14 protein-coding genes are annotated in these 17,196 nt (G+C 44.9%); 1 reads left to right on the forward strand and 13 read right to left on the reverse strand.

Annotated features, from left to right (window positions below; translation table 11 throughout):
* Positions 1-324: 324 nt before the first annotated feature.
* Both def and priA read right to left on the reverse strand, forming a co-directional pair.
* Positions 325-777 carry a peptide deformylase gene (gene def / locus DESYODRAFT_RS21805; protein WP_007786413.1) on the reverse strand — a complete coding sequence of 151 codons (453 nt, stop codon included), beginning with the start codon at positions 775-777 and terminating at the stop codon, positions 325-327.
* 31 nt (positions 778-808) lie between these two features.
* A complete protein-coding gene (gene priA / locus DESYODRAFT_RS21810; protein ID WP_007786414.1) occupies positions 809-3,085 on the reverse strand; it encodes a replication restart helicase PriA in 2,277 nt (758 codons plus the stop codon).
* 436 nt (positions 3,086-3,521) lie between these two features.
* On the opposite strand from priA, the gene DESYODRAFT_RS21815 reads away from it, so the two are divergent.
* Positions 3,522-4,739 (forward strand): solute carrier family 23 protein, encoded by a 1,218-nt coding sequence (locus DESYODRAFT_RS21815; protein ID WP_007786415.1) that lies wholly within the window; start codon positions 3,522-3,524, stop codon positions 4,737-4,739.
* 202 nt (positions 4,740-4,941) lie between these two features.
* Here DESYODRAFT_RS21815 and DESYODRAFT_RS21820 read toward each other — a convergent pair whose 3' ends face one another.
* The 11 genes from DESYODRAFT_RS21820 to hpsG form a co-directional block, all read right to left on the reverse strand.
* Positions 4,942-5,343, reverse strand: a complete 402-nt coding sequence (locus DESYODRAFT_RS21820; RefSeq protein ID WP_007786416.1) for an ACT domain-containing protein — start codon at positions 5,341-5,343, stop codon at positions 4,942-4,944.
* 4 nt (positions 5,344-5,347) lie between these two features.
* On the reverse strand, positions 5,348-6,637 hold the full coding sequence (locus DESYODRAFT_RS21825; protein WP_007786418.1) for a phenylacetate--CoA ligase family protein: 1,290 nt from the start codon (positions 6,635-6,637) through the stop codon (positions 5,348-5,350).
* Positions 6,638-6,919: 282 nt separating this feature from the next.
* The gene (gene metK / locus DESYODRAFT_RS21830; protein WP_007786419.1) at positions 6,920-8,110 is read right to left on the reverse strand and encodes a methionine adenosyltransferase; all 1,191 of its coding nucleotides are present in this window, start codon (positions 8,108-8,110) and stop codon (positions 6,920-6,922) included.
* On the reverse strand, positions 8,111-9,322 hold the full coding sequence (gene coaBC / locus DESYODRAFT_RS21835) for a bifunctional phosphopantothenoylcysteine decarboxylase/phosphopantothenate--cysteine ligase CoaBC (RefSeq protein ID WP_007786421.1): 1,212 nt from the start codon (positions 9,320-9,322) through the stop codon (positions 8,111-8,113).
* A complete protein-coding gene (rpoZ, locus tag DESYODRAFT_RS21840) occupies positions 9,322-9,528 on the reverse strand; it encodes a DNA-directed RNA polymerase subunit omega (protein WP_007786422.1) in 207 nt (68 codons plus the stop codon). The genes coaBC and rpoZ overlap by 1 nt, the downstream gene beginning before the upstream one ends.
* Positions 9,525-10,133, reverse strand: coding sequence for a guanylate kinase (gene gmk / locus DESYODRAFT_RS21845; protein ID WP_007786423.1), 609 nt, complete (start codon positions 10,131-10,133; stop codon positions 9,525-9,527). The genes rpoZ and gmk overlap by 4 nt, the downstream gene beginning before the upstream one ends.
* Before the next feature lie 11 nt (positions 10,134-10,144).
* Positions 10,145-10,420 (reverse strand): extracellular matrix/biofilm regulator RemA, encoded by a 276-nt coding sequence (gene remA / locus DESYODRAFT_RS21850; RefSeq protein ID WP_007786424.1) that lies wholly within the window; start codon positions 10,418-10,420, stop codon positions 10,145-10,147.
* Positions 10,421-10,434: 14 nt separating this feature from the next.
* Positions 10,435-11,313, reverse strand: a complete 879-nt coding sequence (locus tag DESYODRAFT_RS21855) for a YicC/YloC family endoribonuclease (RefSeq protein WP_007786426.1) — start codon at positions 11,311-11,313, stop codon at positions 10,435-10,437.
* Positions 11,314-11,471: 158 nt separating this feature from the next.
* Complete coding sequence (locus DESYODRAFT_RS21860) at positions 11,472-13,544, reverse strand: methyl-accepting chemotaxis protein (protein WP_007786428.1); 2,073 nt, start codon at positions 13,542-13,544, stop codon at positions 11,472-11,474.
* A gap of 157 nt (positions 13,545-13,701) precedes the next feature.
* On the reverse strand, positions 13,702-14,631 hold the full coding sequence (gene hpsH / locus DESYODRAFT_RS21865) for a (2S)-3-sulfopropanediol dehydratase activating enzyme (RefSeq protein WP_007786430.1): 930 nt from the start codon (positions 14,629-14,631) through the stop codon (positions 13,702-13,704).
* 67 nt (positions 14,632-14,698) lie between these two features.
* On the reverse strand, positions 14,699-17,176 hold the full coding sequence (hpsG, locus tag DESYODRAFT_RS21870) for a (2S)-3-sulfopropanediol dehydratase (RefSeq protein WP_007786432.1): 2,478 nt from the start codon (positions 17,174-17,176) through the stop codon (positions 14,699-14,701).
* Positions 17,177-17,196: the final 20 nt, after the last annotated feature.

The following is a 17,196-nucleotide window of genomic DNA, read 5'->3' on the forward strand; positions in this document are numbered from 1 at the left end:
AGCTCGATATTCGTGGTTCGAACCTGAAAACCATAGTCTTCGGAAAGTTGTCATCCTGGACGTCAGCGAAGGATAACAACTAAGGCGTAAGCTGTAGCCTGTGATTCCGGTTTTATATAGTCAAATTGCCATTTGCTTTTTCACTTAAAAAATTAAAATTATGCTTTCCCTTTATGAATAGAATTTTGATATTAAATTCTACTATTCTATTATTCGAAGAACGTGTATTCCATTCCTATTGTTTATCGGCATCTCGCTGTGCCGCTTTGTACTTTACGCCCTCTGTTAACACGAGCATCGAACATCGTGCCTCGCGCCTCACACTTAGCTCCGATAGGTTTTCTTGGCAATATCAACAAAAAGAATCCCTTCAAGGTGATCTATCTCATGCTGCAGAGCGCGAGCCAATAAACGATCAGCCTGAATATCGACCATCTCTCCTTGCCGATTCAGCCCCTGAACACGAACTTTTGCTGCCCTCACGACATCTCCGGTTGTATTGGGAATACTAAGGCACCCTTCCTCGGCACTGTTCGCTCCCTCTTTTTCCAAAATAACCGGATTAATGAGTTCCAACAGTACATTGTCAACTTCGACGATTATGACTCGCTTGGAAACCCCGATCTGCGGAGCCGCTAATCCCACTCCTTGGGCATCATGCAATGTGTCTATCATATTGTCCAGGAGTTTTTTGATCGAAGAATTAACCTCTTTAACCTCTTTAGCTTTTTCACGCAGGACTTCTGCACCTATTTCTACAATCTGATAAACTGCCATTTTCTTAATTACTCCTTTCAATTAAAAACCTCTAGCTTGAAAGCGGATCAACTTCAATATTCAAGATTATACCATTACTCGCTGAGTTCTTAAAAAACCTTTGAACCCCCTGATGTAAAAACGATCTCAGGAGATCCTGACTTGTTCCTTTAACAGATATTTGCCATCTCCATTGGTCCCTAAGCCTGGATAACACCGCCGGTGCGGGACCGAGAATATCCAATTCAGTATTTCCAAATTTAGGTTCCTGCATTCCTTGTTGTAAACAGGTGCCTAATTCATTAGCTCCTTTTATAACCCGCTCCTCTTTTTCATGCAATAACAAAACTCGAATAATATGAGTGTAGGGCGGATACTTTCGCTCTTTGCGATAGCGAATTTCTTCCCAAAAAAACCCTTCAAAATCATGATGAGCCGCTCTCACAACAGCACTATCTCTTGGAGAATATGTTTGAATCACAACCTCGCCCGGTTTGGTACTGCGTCCCGCGCGCCCTGCCACCTGAGTCAATAACTGAAACGTTCGTTCTCTGGCCCGAAAATCCGGCATATTGAGAGTTTGATCGGCTGCAATCACCCCAACCAAGGTGACATTCGGAAAATCCAATCCTTTAGCCATCATTTGCGTCCCGACTAAAACAGAAGCTTCCTGACGGCGAAATCTATCCAGAATCATGTGATGTGCTTCATTGGAGCGGGTGGTATCAAAATCCAGGCGCAGAACCGGGACCTCCGGGAACAGTCCTTGAAGCTCCTCTTCAACACGTTGAGTTCCCTGCCCAAAAAATCGAATATACCGGCTTTTGCATTTCGGGCATGTATGAGGCGGCAGCTCTTTATGATCGCAATAATGACAACGCATGGCCTGACCTTGAGTATGATAGGTCAGAGCAATATCGCAGCTTGGGCAATTGACCACATGCCCGCATTCCCGACAAACTACGAAGGTGGAATACCCTCTGCGATTGAGAAAAAGCATGGTTTGCTCGCCTCGGGTAATTCTATCCCGTAATTTTTCTTTTAAGGACAGTGAAAATATGCTTCGGTTTCCCTGGCGGAGTTCATCCCGCATGTCCACAATTTCAACTGGAGGCAGCAGACTCTTTCCGATCCTTGTTGACATTACCACCAAGCCTATTTTGCCCGATTTTGCTGCTGCGTAAGCTTCCAGAGAGGGGGTTGCGCTTCCCAGTAAGACAACACCCCTGCGTTGCTCCATCCTCTTGCGGGCGACATCACGCGCATGATATTTGGGATTCTCGTCTTGCTTATAGGCTCCATCGTGTTCCTCATCTAAGATAATGAGGCGCAAGCGGGGCAAAGGTGCAAACACAGCCGAACGAGCTCCAATCACAATCCGTTTATGCCCTGCTGATATGTCCGCCCAGGCCTGCATTTTTTCTTTCTGCCGTAAACCCGAATGTAAGATAATCACTTGCTCACCAAATTGAGCTTCAAAATAACGGGCCACTTGGGATGTCAATGATATTTCCGGCACAAGAAGAATGGCATCTCCACCCTGAGCTAATACTTGAGTGATCAAATCCCGATAGACTTCTGTTTTTCCGCTGCCAGTCACCCCATGCAATAAGACCGTTTGGGGCAAGCCTTCTTCTAAGGCGGTCAGCACACACCTTACTGCCGCCGCTTGCTCTGCGGTCAATTCATAGGGTCTGGGCGTTGGAATAATAGAAGGATTTGCTATGTTAGTTTGTCCAAGATGAGTTTTTTGCTCAAGAGAAGCTTGCGCCGGCGTAATAAAGCGAACTTCTTTCCTTACCCATCCCTGTTTAAGAAGTTTATCCAGTGTTTCCACGGATATAGCCGCTCGTTTTAAGAAAACTTTAAGAGAAACAGCCTTTCTTCTTGCCCGATTAAGCACTGTTAATGCCCGAAAAGCCTCCGGATCCAGCCACTGCAAGGTCTGCACATCCGGATCTTCAACAGAAGCCAAAAGAATGATCCAGTCTTCTATCTTGCCTTTAAGCAGCGGCCAAACCGTATGTAAACTTTGAGCAACTGAGCAGATCGTCGTTTGGGACAGCCAATAGGCAAGTTCAATTAGTTCCACGGGAAGAAGGCTATCCTGATCCCCGATCTCTAATATAGATTTAAGATTAATGCCCTCCATTCCCTCTGGCAGATCATCCGTCACATTCACTACAAGTCCCTGTACCTTTCGGTTTTGAAGAGGGACTAAAACACGCATTCCTATCTTTAAACAAAGATAATCCGGAATAAAATAATGATAACTTTGATCTAAGCGTCGATTTGCCACATCAACCAATACCTCAGCATAGCGGTACATGATGAAGTCCTCCTTATTAATACGTTAACGCTAATGTCAATATTGGTCAAAATATATTATATCAAATCTCACCCTTGCATTACAATTTATCCTGGCTGCTTCATAAATAATTAAGAAGTTTTGCACCCCTCCAACCTCATTTTGGGTTGATACAACCGGCACAAGCATGTCCCAGAACGCGACATCGTGTCGCATCCTGGGACATGCCCGATTTCCGCATTTTTAATCCGGCTAATTAATTATAAGAACAATTTATATACCTCTTGTCAAACCAGAATATAGTATGGTATGCTTTAGGACAGTTAATCCCTAACCTTTAAATTAGTCCCGTGAGACTAAGAAGGGAATGGCGAACCATGATTTATGGAACATGGACACCTCTTTCTTGCTTGCGGGCGGGGAAGAGGTTTTTTGTTAGAAAAAGGAGGTCGAATTAATGTCTACAGAAGTTCAGATTCACGAGAAGCTCCCCCTTGCCCAAGCGATCCCTCTCGGTTTACAACACGTCTTTGCCATGTTTGGCGCCACAGTCTTAGTTCCTTTTTTAACGGGTCTCAGCCCATCGGTGGCTCTCCTTTCTTCAGGGATCGGCACTATTATATTTTTACTATTAACCAAAAGTCAGGTTCCCGCCTATCTTGGTTCCTCCTTTGCTTACATCGGAGTTTTAACCATCTTTGTTCAGAGTAATAATTCTGCCGGAGCCATGGGTGGGGTTTTAGCTGTCGGTCTGGTGTATGTTATCCTCTTCCTTCTGATGGCTGCTTTTGGAACCCGCTGGATTCATACGATTGTTCCCCCCATCGTTGCCGGACCCGTCGTTTCCATCATTGGTTTAAGCTTAACCCCGGTAGCCGCAGATATGGCATCCGGCAATTGGTATATTGCCGCTTTCACTTTAGCTGTTGCCGCTATACTCTCCGTCTATGCTAAAGGCTTTTTAAAAATAATTCCAATTCTTATAGCTATTATTGCCGGTTATATTGTTGCAGGGATCATGGGCATGGTGGATTTCAAGCCAATCTATGCCGTTCTTAATCCTGAAGACTTTATCGCCTTCCCCGTCGCACTAGGAAAGGATTTTATATGGCCCAGCTGGGATAAAATTGCTATATTAGCATTTGCTCCTCTGGCACTGGTAACAGTCATCGAAGATTTGGGACATATGATTGTCTTAGGTAATATCACCCATTCCGATCCCCTAAAAAAGCCGGGCTTTCATCGGGTCCTCCTCGGCAATGGTCTGGCTACCGGTCTCGCCGGCTTAATCGGCGGCCCTCCTGTAACCACTTATGGTGAGAACATAGGAGTCCTTGCCGTAACAAAGGTCTACAGCACTTTTAATATCTGGATTGCCGCAATCCTTGCAATTATCTTCAGTATCATTAACCCTCTGCAGGTCGCCATCATGTCTATTCCTACAGCTGTTATGGGAGGGGTCTGCATTCTGCTTTTTGGTATGATTGGCGCTGCGGGATTACGCACACTTATCGAAGCAAAAATTGATTTCTCGGAAACCAAAAACCTGATTATTGCCTCCGTCATCTTTGCTCTGGGAATCGGGCTGCCGGAACACAGTGTAGCCTGGGCAACCGTCATCGGGATAGCCTTAAACCTCATCTTGAGAGGACATTCTGAGAACGCCAAAGCATAAGATAAAAGTAATAACGCCAACACTTAAAGGACGCGAGAGCGTCCTTTAAGTGTTGGCATAGTTTTTTGTCCCATGGGGTACCCCACTGTCTAGGGAGGCACTGGGGAACAACCGGTTTTTTGCTTTAAATTCCGTTAAATGAAACTGGATCTTCCTTTCCGGCGAAGTTCCTTTGGCGTGTAGGTATACGTTACTATTCACCTTAGAGCACAGGCAAATTGAGCGCCTCCATTGCTTTTTCCATAATAGCCTTATCCTGTACCCGGAGGACAACAAGGGCCTGCTCATTCTCCTTCTCCACAAAAGCATACATATACTCCACAACCACATCTTGCTGAACTAATTGATTAAGCACCTCGGCTAGTCCGCCGGTGCGATCAGGAACCTTGAGTACCCAGACATGCGTCAGGGAAACAACCACTTTACGTTCCCGTAATTTTACGGCCGTCCCCTCAGGGTCATCCACGATAATACGCAATACCCCATAATCTTTGGTATCCGCTAATGACAAGGCCCGCAAATTCACCTTGCATTCGGCGAGAAGACTGAGTACTTCAGCTAATCTTCCTTTGGCATTCTCCAGAAAAATAGACAGTTGCAGCATGTTCCTAACCCTCCTTTTTACGCTTATCGATAACCCTTACCGCTTTCCCTTCACTCCGTGGGATGCTTTTTGGTTCCACCAGACGTATTTTTACAGAAATTCCCAAGGCATCTTCAATTCTCTTTCTAAGCCGGTCCTGACGACCTTCCAGCTCTCGAACTTCGTCAAAGAACGTCGTTTCATTGACCTCAACTTGAACTTCTAATTGATCCAGGTTCCCAACCCGGTATACGACCAACAGATAATGGGGTTCAAATCCTTCAAGGAGGATTGCCTCTTCAACTTGACTCGGAAAGACGTTTACCCCCCGGATAATTAACATATCATCCACTCGAGCCGAAACACGTTCCATTGTCCAGCCGACATGTCCGCAGGAGCATGTGCCATAATGTAAGGTCGTCAAATCTTTGGTTCGATAACGGAGAACCGGAAAACCCTCTTTATCAATGCTCGTAATGACTAATTCTCCACGTTCTCCGCTCGGCAATGGATTTCCTTCCGCATCTAAAATTTCAGGATAAAAATGTTCATCAATATGTAACCCTTGTTGCGCGGAACATTCCAAGGCTACACCCGGCCCCATGATTTCACTGAGCCCGTAAATATCATAGGCTTTAATGCCCAATCGCGCTTCAACTTCTTCTCTCATGCCTTCTGTCCATGGCTCTGCACCGAAAATCCCGATCTTTAACTTCAACTCATCCCGTGAAATGCCGGATTCCTCCAGACTTTCCGCTAAATAGAGCGCATAGGATGGGGTACAGGCTAAAACCGTCGTACCAAAATCTCGCATCAGCATTAATTGACGTGCCGTATTTCCACCCGAAATAGGAACGACTATAGCACCCAGTTCTTCGCAGCCATAGTGCAGCCCCATTCCGCCAGTGAACAAGCCGTAACCGTAAGCAATTTGAACGACATCCCTTTTGGTCACACCCACTCTTTTTAGCTCATCGGCCACAATCTTAGACCAAAGGATTATATCTTGGCGAGTATAACCTACAACCGTCGGTTTACCCGTCGTTCCGGAGGAGGCGTGCAGTCGCACGATGTTTTCCATGGGTTCGGCAAAAAGCCCAAATGGATAATTCTTACGCAGATCCTCTTTAGTCGTTAACGGAAGTCTTTGAAAATCCTTAAGTGACTTGATATCCTCCGCCCGGGTAGTTCCTATCCTGCCATAACCTTCTTGATAATGAGCAATAGGCAATACTCTCTCAACTGTTTTCCGAAGGCTTTTGAGTAATTGTTCCTCATCCTGATAGGTTCCCTTAGTGTCATTAACTATGTCCATAACCCTATCCCCTACTTTTGCATAAAATTTTCTCGAAATAAAGCTGATTCTCTTAACACATTACATCAGAGATGCAATTATATGATCTAATATACTACAGTTTCAGTTATCGTACCACTATTTTATCTACTTACAGATCCCTTTTGGGGAAATACCTGCTGAGGTTGTGAAAGACTCACAAACTCCTAAAGAAGGCAGGTGAATTATTCTCACCTGCCTTCTCTCCGTTTTTTATAGTTTACATGACCTGATTAAGCTATTATTGGGATTCCCTGAGGCAGCTTACAAGCCAGCTAGTTTCTTCAATGCTTCAGCCTTATCTGTTTGTTCCCAGGGCAGATCAAGATCCGTTCTCCCAAAATGCCCATAAGCTGCCGTTTGGCGATATATTGGGCGACGAAGATCCAAGGCCTTAATAATACCTGCCGGACGCAGATCAAAGGTCTGCCGAACGAATTCAATAATTTTTTCATCCGCTATTTTCCCTGTGCCAAAGGTCTCAATGGAGACAGACACCGGTCGGGCGACACCGATGGCATAGGCAATTTGAAGTTCGCAACGATCCGCCAATCCAGCCGCAACAATATTCTTCGCTACATAACGAGCAGCATAAGCTGCGGACCGGTCAACTTTTGTGGGGTCTTTACCGGAGAATGCACCACCGCCATGGCGGGCCATCCCGCCATAAGTGTCGACAATAATTTTCCGGCCCGTAAGACCGCAATCCCCTTGGGGTCCGCCAATGACGAAGCGTCCCGTCGGATTAATGAAGTACTTTGTATCTTCATCCAGCAGTTCTTTCGGCACCGTGGGATAGACGACATATTGAAGCAAGTCCCTGCGTATTTGCTCGTTCGTTACATCCGGGTGATGCTGAGTAGAGATGACGATAGTGTCCACCCGAACTGGTTTATTGTCCTCATATTCCACAGTAACCTGAGTTTTGCCGTCTGGACGCAGATAGGTCAAGTGGTTCGATTTGCGCATTTCACTCAGTCTCCGCGCTAAACGGTGAGCTAAATCAATGGGCAGCGGCATATAGCTTTCAGTTTCATTGGTTGCAAAACCGAACATCATCCCCTGATCTCCGGCTCCTATGGCATCAATATCACTGTCAGTCATTTCGCCGGTTTTTGCTTCCAACGCCTGATTCACACCCAGAGCAATATCCGCAGACTGCTCTCCAATCGAAGTTAACACTGCACAGGTATCTGCATCAAAGCCATATTTGGCCCGAGTATAACCCACCTCTCGGATTGTCTCTCGTACAACATGGGGAATATCCACATAGCATGAAGTCGTAATCTCACCACTAACGAGAACTAGTCCTGTTGTTACGGTGGTTTCACAGGCAACCCGCGCGTTGGGATCTAAGGCAAAAATTGCATCCAAGATGGCATCGGAAATCTGGTCACAGATCTTATCAGGATGTCCTTCTGTCACAGATTCAGATGTAAATAGTTTTTTAACCAATTATTTCACTCCTTTGTTTCTGCCGAGGAGGTTAGCAATCTCACCAACGAGATTCTGTGCAACCTCCAATTTGCTCATTTGAGGAAAATCTATTCTTCTTCCATCGGGAAAGAGAAAACTGACAATGTTCGTCAGACTGCCAAAACCGGCACCTGGCTTAGTGACATCATTAGCTACCAGGAGATCGACATTCTTCCTGTGCATTTTTTCTTGGGCATTGGCTAAGAGATTCTCAGTTTCAGCCGCAAACCCAATCAGAACTTGGGACGTTTTCCTGCGCCCAAGTTCGGCTAATATATCCGGATTGGGGACCAACTCAATTGTGCGGTTTGTCCCATCCTTTTTAATTTTTTGCTCCGCTTGAGTTGCAGGACGATAATCCGCAACCGCCGCTGCCTTAACCACAACATCCAGGTTGGCAAAGTTTTCGAGAACCGCATCATGCATCTCAAGGGCTGTTTGGACCGACACACGTCTAACCCCCTGCGGGGCAGGCAAATCCGTAGGTGCACTAACCAAGATGGTCTCTGCACCTGCCTCCTGCAACGCCTGGGCAACGGCATATCCCATTCGGCCTGAACTTCGGTTCCCAAGATAGCGCACGGGATCAAGGGGCTCCTGGGTTCCACCTGCTGTCACCAAGACCTTTTTCCCTTTTAAGCAATCCGATTCAGTGAACAACTGAGCTATTGTTTCAACGATTTCCAACGCTTCACTCATCCGTCCATCCCCTTCTGTGCCACACGCTTGAAACCCTGTGCCAGGGCCAATAATCTTAATTCCCCGTTCTCTGAGGCGGGCTAGATTTTCCTGGGTCGCCGGATGATGATACATTGCATGGTTCATGGCCGGCGCTGCGAGAACCGGTGCACGAGTTGCTAAAAGAACTGTCGAAAGAAAATCGTCCGCAATCCCTGTGGCCATCTTAGCCAATATATTGGCCGTCGCCGGTGCAACAATGACTGCATCGACATGTTCTGCCAGCGCGATATGCTCAACATTCCATAATCTGGGTTCTTCAAACATCTCCACGTGGACTGGATTGGCAGATAGGCTGCGTAAGGTAAGAGGAGCAATAAACTCAGTTGCGGATTTAGTCATGGCAACATGAACTTCAACGTTCAATTTCCGCAAACGGCTGACAACTTCCGCTGCTTTGTAAGCTGCAATCCCACCCGTAACTCCAACAAGAACTTTTTTACCTGCTAACATTATAAGCTCTCTTCAGGAGTACATTCGTAATTGGTATCTGAATGAGAAATCTCCTCAAGTGAAATACTTACTGGTTTAACCCCCTTGGCTAAATCCTCGTGTTTGGCTTCTTCCATGATCATACGCGCCCGCTTGGCAACCACTTTAACTAAGGTGTATTTGCTGTCAACCTTACTCATCAGAACATCCAGTGAAGGTTGTTTCATATTGATTCCCCCTTAAAAACAAACGGTTTTCGTTTAACCCGACATTTTTCAGCTATAAGAATACTCTTTAATTTTTCAACAGCCGCAGGAACTTCATCATTAATAACGACATAATCATATTCACTAACATATTCCAGTTCCCGTATGGCAGTAGCTAACCGTTTCTGAATAACTTCCTCACTCTCGGTTCCCCGTTTGTGAATTCTCTCGGAGAGAACATCCATTGAAGGCGGAACGATAAAGGTAAAAACCCCTTGAGGAAACCGTTTTTTAATTTGTAATGCCCCTTGAATTTCGATCTCTAAAATAACATCCCGCCCTGCCTGAATCGCTTGTTCGACCGCAAAGCGTGGCGTTCCATAATAATTATCACAAAACTGAGCCCACTCTAACAGCTCATCCCCCTGAATCATCGCTTCAAATTCTTCCTTTTGGCGGAAAAAATAATGAATTCCATCCACCTCACCAGGCCGGGATAACCGGGTCGTCATTGAGACAGAATAGTTTAAATCGGGTAACTGGCGAAGCAATTCCTGGCAAAGCGTTCCTTTGCCTGCTCCGGAAGGACCTGAAAGGATGATTAACAATCCATGACTTTGTTCCACAGCCTCCACTCCTAATCTACCGGATCTTCCGCGTGGCTGCTTGACTCTTTTGCCGAAAGACGATGAGCCACTGTTTCAGGCTGAACTGCTGACAGAATCACATGATGGCTGTCACAGATGATCACTGCACGCGTACGCCGGCCATAAGTAGCATCAATGAGCATGCCCTCATCACGGGCTTCTTGGATAATGCGTTTGATTGGGGCGGATTCCGGACTGACAATCGAAATAATGCGGTTAGCCGATACAATATTGCCAAATCCAATGTTTATGAGCTTGATGTCCAAGGTTGAATCCTCCATTACTCTAAATTTTGAATTTGCTCGCGTACTTTTTCCAGTTCGCTTTTAACCTTTATGACCTGTTGTCCGATCTTTAAATCATTGGCTTTTGATCCGATTGTATTAATTTCCCGGTTCATTTCCTGAACTAAAAAATCAAGTTTACGCCCTACCGGCTCGCTGCTTCGCAAAGCCTCCCGGCTTTGGGCAAGATGACTGTCAAAACGAACCAGCTCTTCCGTGATTGATGCGCGGTCCGCGAAATACACCACTTCGTTCGCCAGACGAACACCATCTAATTCAACCTCACCTAAAAGGGTCTGAAGGCGTTCCTGCAAGCGTTCTTGATAGTCTGCTACAACATATGGCGCTCGCTCAGCAATCGTGTGCAAATGATCAGCAATTAGATCAATCCTTTGCAGTAGATCAAGAGTCAACTTTTCTCCTTCAGAACGACGCATTTGCCCGAATCCATCCGTCGATTTGGAAAGTGCCTCAGCACACGTGCCCCATAAAGCATCAAGATCGATTTCAGGCTCCACGACGGAAAGAACCTCAGGAAAACTGACTAAACGATAAATATCTGTTTCATACGCAGTATGTAGAGCTAAAGCGAGTTCTTTCAATGTCTTATCATACGACAGGGCTAAATCATTGTCAACCTTCACCAATCTCTTTCGTTCTTCTGTTTCCACCACATTTATATGTACTTCAATCCGACCGCGCTGGAACTTATCTTGTAAGATTTTGCGAATTCGTTCTTCAAAACTGCTAAAATTGCGGGGCATTCTTACCACGACTTCTAAGAAGCGATGATTAACAGATTTAAGCTCAATGGAAAACTGATACCCGTTTCCATTCGCCTCTCCACGGCCAAATCCAGTCATACTATTTGCCATATGTAACCTGGCGAATCAATCACCCAGGTCGTTCACCTCCTAATTACTAACCCAATCTTATAGTTACTAATCTTACATCTTCCTTCTATTATAACAGATTATACCCAATTAGATATATTCACCGATCCCTTCACCTTTCAGACCAGCGGATTCACGATTTATATACGAAACTTGCTGATCCCTGCCTGAAGTTCCTGGGCCATCTGGGCAAGATTCTGGCTGGATGATGCAATCTCTTCCATCGAAGCCAATTGTTCTTCCGCCGCTCCGGAAGCTGTTTGAGATTCTCCTGCCGCAACTGAGCTTATGCTTTCAATCTCTCTCACAGATTCAACAATCCTTTGACTTCCACTTGTTACCTGCTGAATTTCCGATAAAATCCCTTTCAGCATTTCAGCTGATTGCTCAGACATGCTCGCAATTTCCTGGAAGGCAGTTCCTGCATCGTTAACTACTTCAGTGCCCACTTTCACTTCACAAGTACCTTCGGACATTGAGGATACAGCTTGTTTTGTTTCACTCTGTATCTCATCGATTAAAGGGGCTATTTCTTTAGCTGCCTCCTGGGATTGTTCAGCAAGCTTCCGCACTTCTTCCGCTACTACGGCAAAACCACGCCCCTGCTCTCCCGCTCTGGCGGCCTCGATAGCGGCATTCAAGGCCAGCAAATTAGTTTGTCCTGCGATATTTGAGATGGTATCCATTATCTGTCCGATCTCCATCGAACGTTCACCCAGCTTGGCAACAACCTGGGCGGAGGTACTAACCGTTTTTTCTATCTTTTCCATCTGACTAATCGCGATTTGTGCAGACCTCACTCCCACTTGCGCCGATAGCGCCGCCTTGCCCATTCCCACCGAAACCCCATTTAATTCAATGACTACGTGTTCCAGGTTGGACGACATTTGCCCTACTACTGCGGAAGAATCATTAACCGCCCCTAGTTGCCTTTCAGTTCCCTTGGCAACCTCTGCTACAGCCGCTGCGACTTGGCTTGAAGCCTGGGCCACCTGGTCCGCGCATGCTGTAAGTTCCTCCGATGAGGCCGCAACCTGTTGGCTATTCGTCTGAACCTCCCGAACCAAGTTCCGCAAATTGGTGGTCATGGCATTGGCCGCCACAGCGAGTTGTCCAATCTCATCGTCTGAAGTTACAGCAGTTTGGACTGTAAGATCTCCATTTGCGGCTTCCTTAACAGCATTAGTCACTGCAATAATTGGCTTTGTTATGCCTCTTGTTACAAAATACACAACAATGCTAAATAGACATACCAGGCCTAATCCAAGTAATATCATAATAGCTTGTACCTGTTTGCTGGAGGCAAGGGCCTCATTTACGTCCTGCTCGACAATTATTTTCCAATCCGTTCCTTCGATAGCGGAATAATATGCAAGTACCTCTGTCTCAGTTAAAGGATCATAGAAAGTCCCAGATCCCTTTTCTTCCTGAAGCGCCTTCTGTACTATGGGAGTATCTTGTAGGCTTACTAAGGCTGATTGATCACCGAATACCTGCGTATCTGAGTGAGCTAACAATGTTCCGTTTTTATCGATTAGATAGGCATGACCTGTTTCACCGAACGTAAGGTCATTTGTCATTTGACTCAGTGTATCTAAAGGTATTGCGGCCATCCATATTCCGGTAATTTCCCCACTTGGATCTATTATTGGCACCGAAAGTGCGCATACCTGTCTTCCTATCGATGCTGATATATACGCTTCAGATAGATAGGCTCCCTGCCGTGTTGTAAGAGCGCCTTTAAACCAGTCTCTACTCGAAAAGCCGTTATTATAGGCCTCGGCGCTTATCTTCTGCTGGACTTCATAGGGTTCCAGCATAATACTTATACCCTTGTTCGGTGTAAACGATTCAAAATAGGCAAAGGATGGATATATCTCTAATAACTGCTTGGCTAATGAACGCTTTTCGAGATCTTCATTTTCGGCCACACCACGATGATTTACATTCCCTAATTCTGCGGCGGACATATCTTTCACAACTGGAAGCTTGGCGGTCAGTTCCATCACCTTTTTGTGTTGGTTAATATAGTCTTTTACTATCACCTGAAATGATTCTGCTAAGAGCCGCTGCTTATGATATACTTCCGCTTTGATATTGCGATTCGAAAAATAAATTGAAATAGAAGCCATTATGACAATAGCAAGCATAACAACCATCAGCAAAATAGCAGTAATTTTAATCTGAAGACTTTTTCTAAGATTGATTTTCAATAAAGACGCTTCCTTTCATATTCGAGATAATACCCTTATGAATAAATATCGTTATTGCAGTTTTCTAACCAACTTCATAAGTGCAGGCTGTTCAAATCGAAAAGAAAACCGCAGTCACCTGCGGTTCATTCATATCTATATAGGCAGTAAATCTCAATTATTTGAGAGAATCAGCAATCACCTTTAGACGATTAAATAGTTCATCGTCTAACTTTACACCCTCTAAAGGATATTTTTTACCCAGGTAGTTATATTTTTGCTGACCCAGACGATGATAGGGCAAAAGTTCATATCGAACATTAGAGTGCCCTTTAATAAAATCAACAATCGCTTGAATATCCTCTTTTGTGTCATTAAATCCAGGAATCACAGGCGTTCGTATGAGGATGGGCAAGTTGGGGAATTCAACGACAAGTTTTTTGAAGTTTTCTAAAATCAGTTCATTTGAAGCGTTTGTAAACTTTTTATGCTTCTCATCGTCCATACACTTGATATCCATAATCAGCGAATTAAGGTGTTGGCATACTTTTGAAAATTGTGACCACTCCGCGTAGCCACAGGTTTCTATCGTCGCATTGATTCTTCTGCGTCGGGCAACTTTTAGCACCTCAGTGATAAAATCCGCTTGCATCAGTGGCTCCCCGCCACTAAAGGTTAAGCCTCCGCCTGATCGGGCATAAAAAGCACTGTCTTTCTCTACCGCCTGGATAATCTCATCAATACTTGTTTGCTTTCCGAAAACTTCGAGGGCTTTGGAAGGGCAAGCCTTCGTACAGGCCATACACTCCTCGCAAAGTTCACGATCAATTGCAATCTTGTCATTTTCTTCCGAATCTTGCTTGACGGCTCCGTAAACACACGCTTCAGCACATCTTAGACACTTACTGATTCCAATACATTTATTGGGGTTGTACCCTAATTCAGGGTGTGACAACTGAGATTCAGGATTGCTGCACCACTGACACTTTAGAGGACATCCCTTTAAGAAAACGATGGTTCTTATCCCTGGACCATCATGAACTGAATAGTGTTGAATATTAAACACATATCCATATTTCTTTTTATCCATTAAAATAGTTTCTCCCATTGTTTCCTCCTAATTACGATGAATGTAAGTCCTGCCTTTATCTCGGACAGGACTTACAAAGATTTAATTAGATCGCAATGTGCTCGGTTCTGGCAATAATATCATCTTGTAAATCAGGAGACAGCTCGACAAAGTAGGCACTATATCCGGCAACCCGTACGATCAACCCGCGGTATTTCGAAGGGTCTTTTTTGGCGGCAATCAATGTCTCTTTATTAACGATATTGAATTGGATATGCCATAATTTCAGATCGCACCATGTTCGGATAAAGGATACCAATTTTGCGGTTCCTTCTTCTCCGGTTACACAAGATGGGCTCAATTTGATGTTCAATAATCTGGCCGCACGATCTCTGTAGTTATAGTTCTTTGAGTTAAAGTTTGACATAAGAACTGCCGTAGGACCATTGACATCAGCACCATGGGATGCGGAAGATCCATCAGAAAGAGGAGTCCAGGCTTTTCTGCCATTAGGTGTAGCACTGACGACTTTACCGAATGGAACGTGAGAGGTGAAAGGGACCAGTCTTAGATCTAGATGAACACCAAGTTCCTTCGAGTATTGTTTTGTGAATTTAAGGGCTTCTCTATCCACGTCTTTAGCAATCATATCAGAATAAGCATCGTTGTTACCATATTTAGGAGCATTCATAAGCATTTCGCGTATGGCTTCGTACCCTTCAAAGTTGCTCTTCGTGGCTTCTACCAGCTCTGCCATAGTTAGTTTCTTCTCTTCAAAAACCAGTTTTTTGATAGCCGCTAAAGAGTCGACAACCGTGCCATATCCCATCAATTCGAAGTAACCAAGATCAATGCCGCCCTCGATGACTGGAGTATGCAGATCTTTACAAGTCTCCATGCAGAGGTCATGCATCAAGGAACCCAGTGGGGTCGCGAAATGTTTGGGACGCATATTGATAATGATGTGTTGTTGAATAAATGCATGCTTCAGGAAGTTGGTTTGTTGAGCCAGATAAGCCTTCCAGAACTCATCCCAGGTTTTAAAGTTCGTGGGATCTCCTGTTTCAAGACCAATTGAATCTTCCCCGAATTTAAGCATTTTGCCATTATAGAGAGTAAGTTCTACGGCTGCCGCAAAGTTTACATAGGGGTTACCACTCGTATAGGTGTCGCGGTTCGGCATTCGGCATTCCGCACAACCGGATACAGCGTAATCGTAAGCTTCCTCGAAGCAAGCGCCTTTAGAAAGTAAGAGGGGAACAACTTCTTCGTCATTAATGAGTTTAGGAAAGCCTGTACCTTCCTTAACGGTTTCCGCTACTTCATAGAGGTAGCGTTCCGGGGCACGAGTATGAATCCGGGCAGCCAGATCAGGGTAATTCAGAGGAAATTCTTGTTTGGATTTCAAGAAGATATAGGTCAGGTCATTGGTTGCATCTAAGCCATCCGGAGTTTGGCCGCCAACGGTAACTGCTTCCCAGTGGGCATACCCTTCATTAAAGGCGCCGCCGGTTGGAGAAAGATAAAGATCGATAAACTGAGCCATAGCAACCCACATGCATTCCAGTAATTCTGTTGCTTGGTCTTCATTGATGCGACCTTCTTCAAGATCCTTCTTATAATAAGGATAGAAGTATTGGTCCATCCGGCCGTTTGAAATAATCGTACCCGTCTTTTGCTCGATTCTGGAGAACATTTGGGTGAACCACTGAGACTGAACCGCTTCACGGAAATCACGTGCAGGGTTTTCCGGTACCCATTCACATCTTTGAGCTATAGCTTGTAATTCTTGTTTTCTTTGGGCATCGGTTTCCTTATCAGCCAGCTCAGCAGCTAATTTTGCATGTCGCTTAGCCCAAAGAACGATTGCATCACAAGTGATAATAACCGCTTCCAGGAAAGGTTTCTTCTCCATGTTATCTACAGGGCTGAGCGGATCAAGGGCTGCAAGCTTTTGTTGAGCCTCTTCTTTGATTCCTTTAAAACCTCTTTTCAGGACTTTCTCATAATCGTGAACCCACTGAATTGAGGAACGGAAGGTTGCCGTCTCATTGACGAGGAATCTTGAATTCAAAGGATTTTCGGGATCATAGGTTAATTTGAAGGTATCTTCGGGAAGAGCCTTTGCTAAATTTTCGTGGAATGTTTTACCCTTCCAATACGGCGCGATTTCCTTAATAATCACCTGAGCATCTTCCGGAGTGACGTCAAATGGTGACTCAACTCTGCTCGGGAGTTGTTCAATTGCAACATCCAGGAAATCTCCGTCCAATTCAGGAAAGAGGATACCATAGCGTCCTTGATAGCCGGCTCTGCCGACTAAAAGCTGATGATCATCAATGTAAACCGTGATGTTTTCGGCAGTGTGTTTTAAAGCTTTGGCCCATCTCAATACGAGGGGCTGACCTTCTGTCTCCATAAAGGATTGAGTAAAGTATTTGGCTCTTTCCACATCAATTTTTGGACGCAGGTCTTGGAAACTAGTTAGTATTTGAAAGACCCTTTCGCGGCCTTCAAAATTTTTCTTACCTAATTGTTCTTCTTGGATTCTTTGTTCATGAGGGGATAAACAGCATGTCGTCATATTAGTACTCCTTTCAAATA

Origin of the sequence: Desulfosporosinus youngiae DSM 17734, from assembly GCF_000244895.1 — a bacterium.
GTDB lineage: Bacteria > Bacillota > Desulfitobacteriia > Desulfitobacteriales > Desulfitobacteriaceae > Desulfosporosinus > Desulfosporosinus youngiae.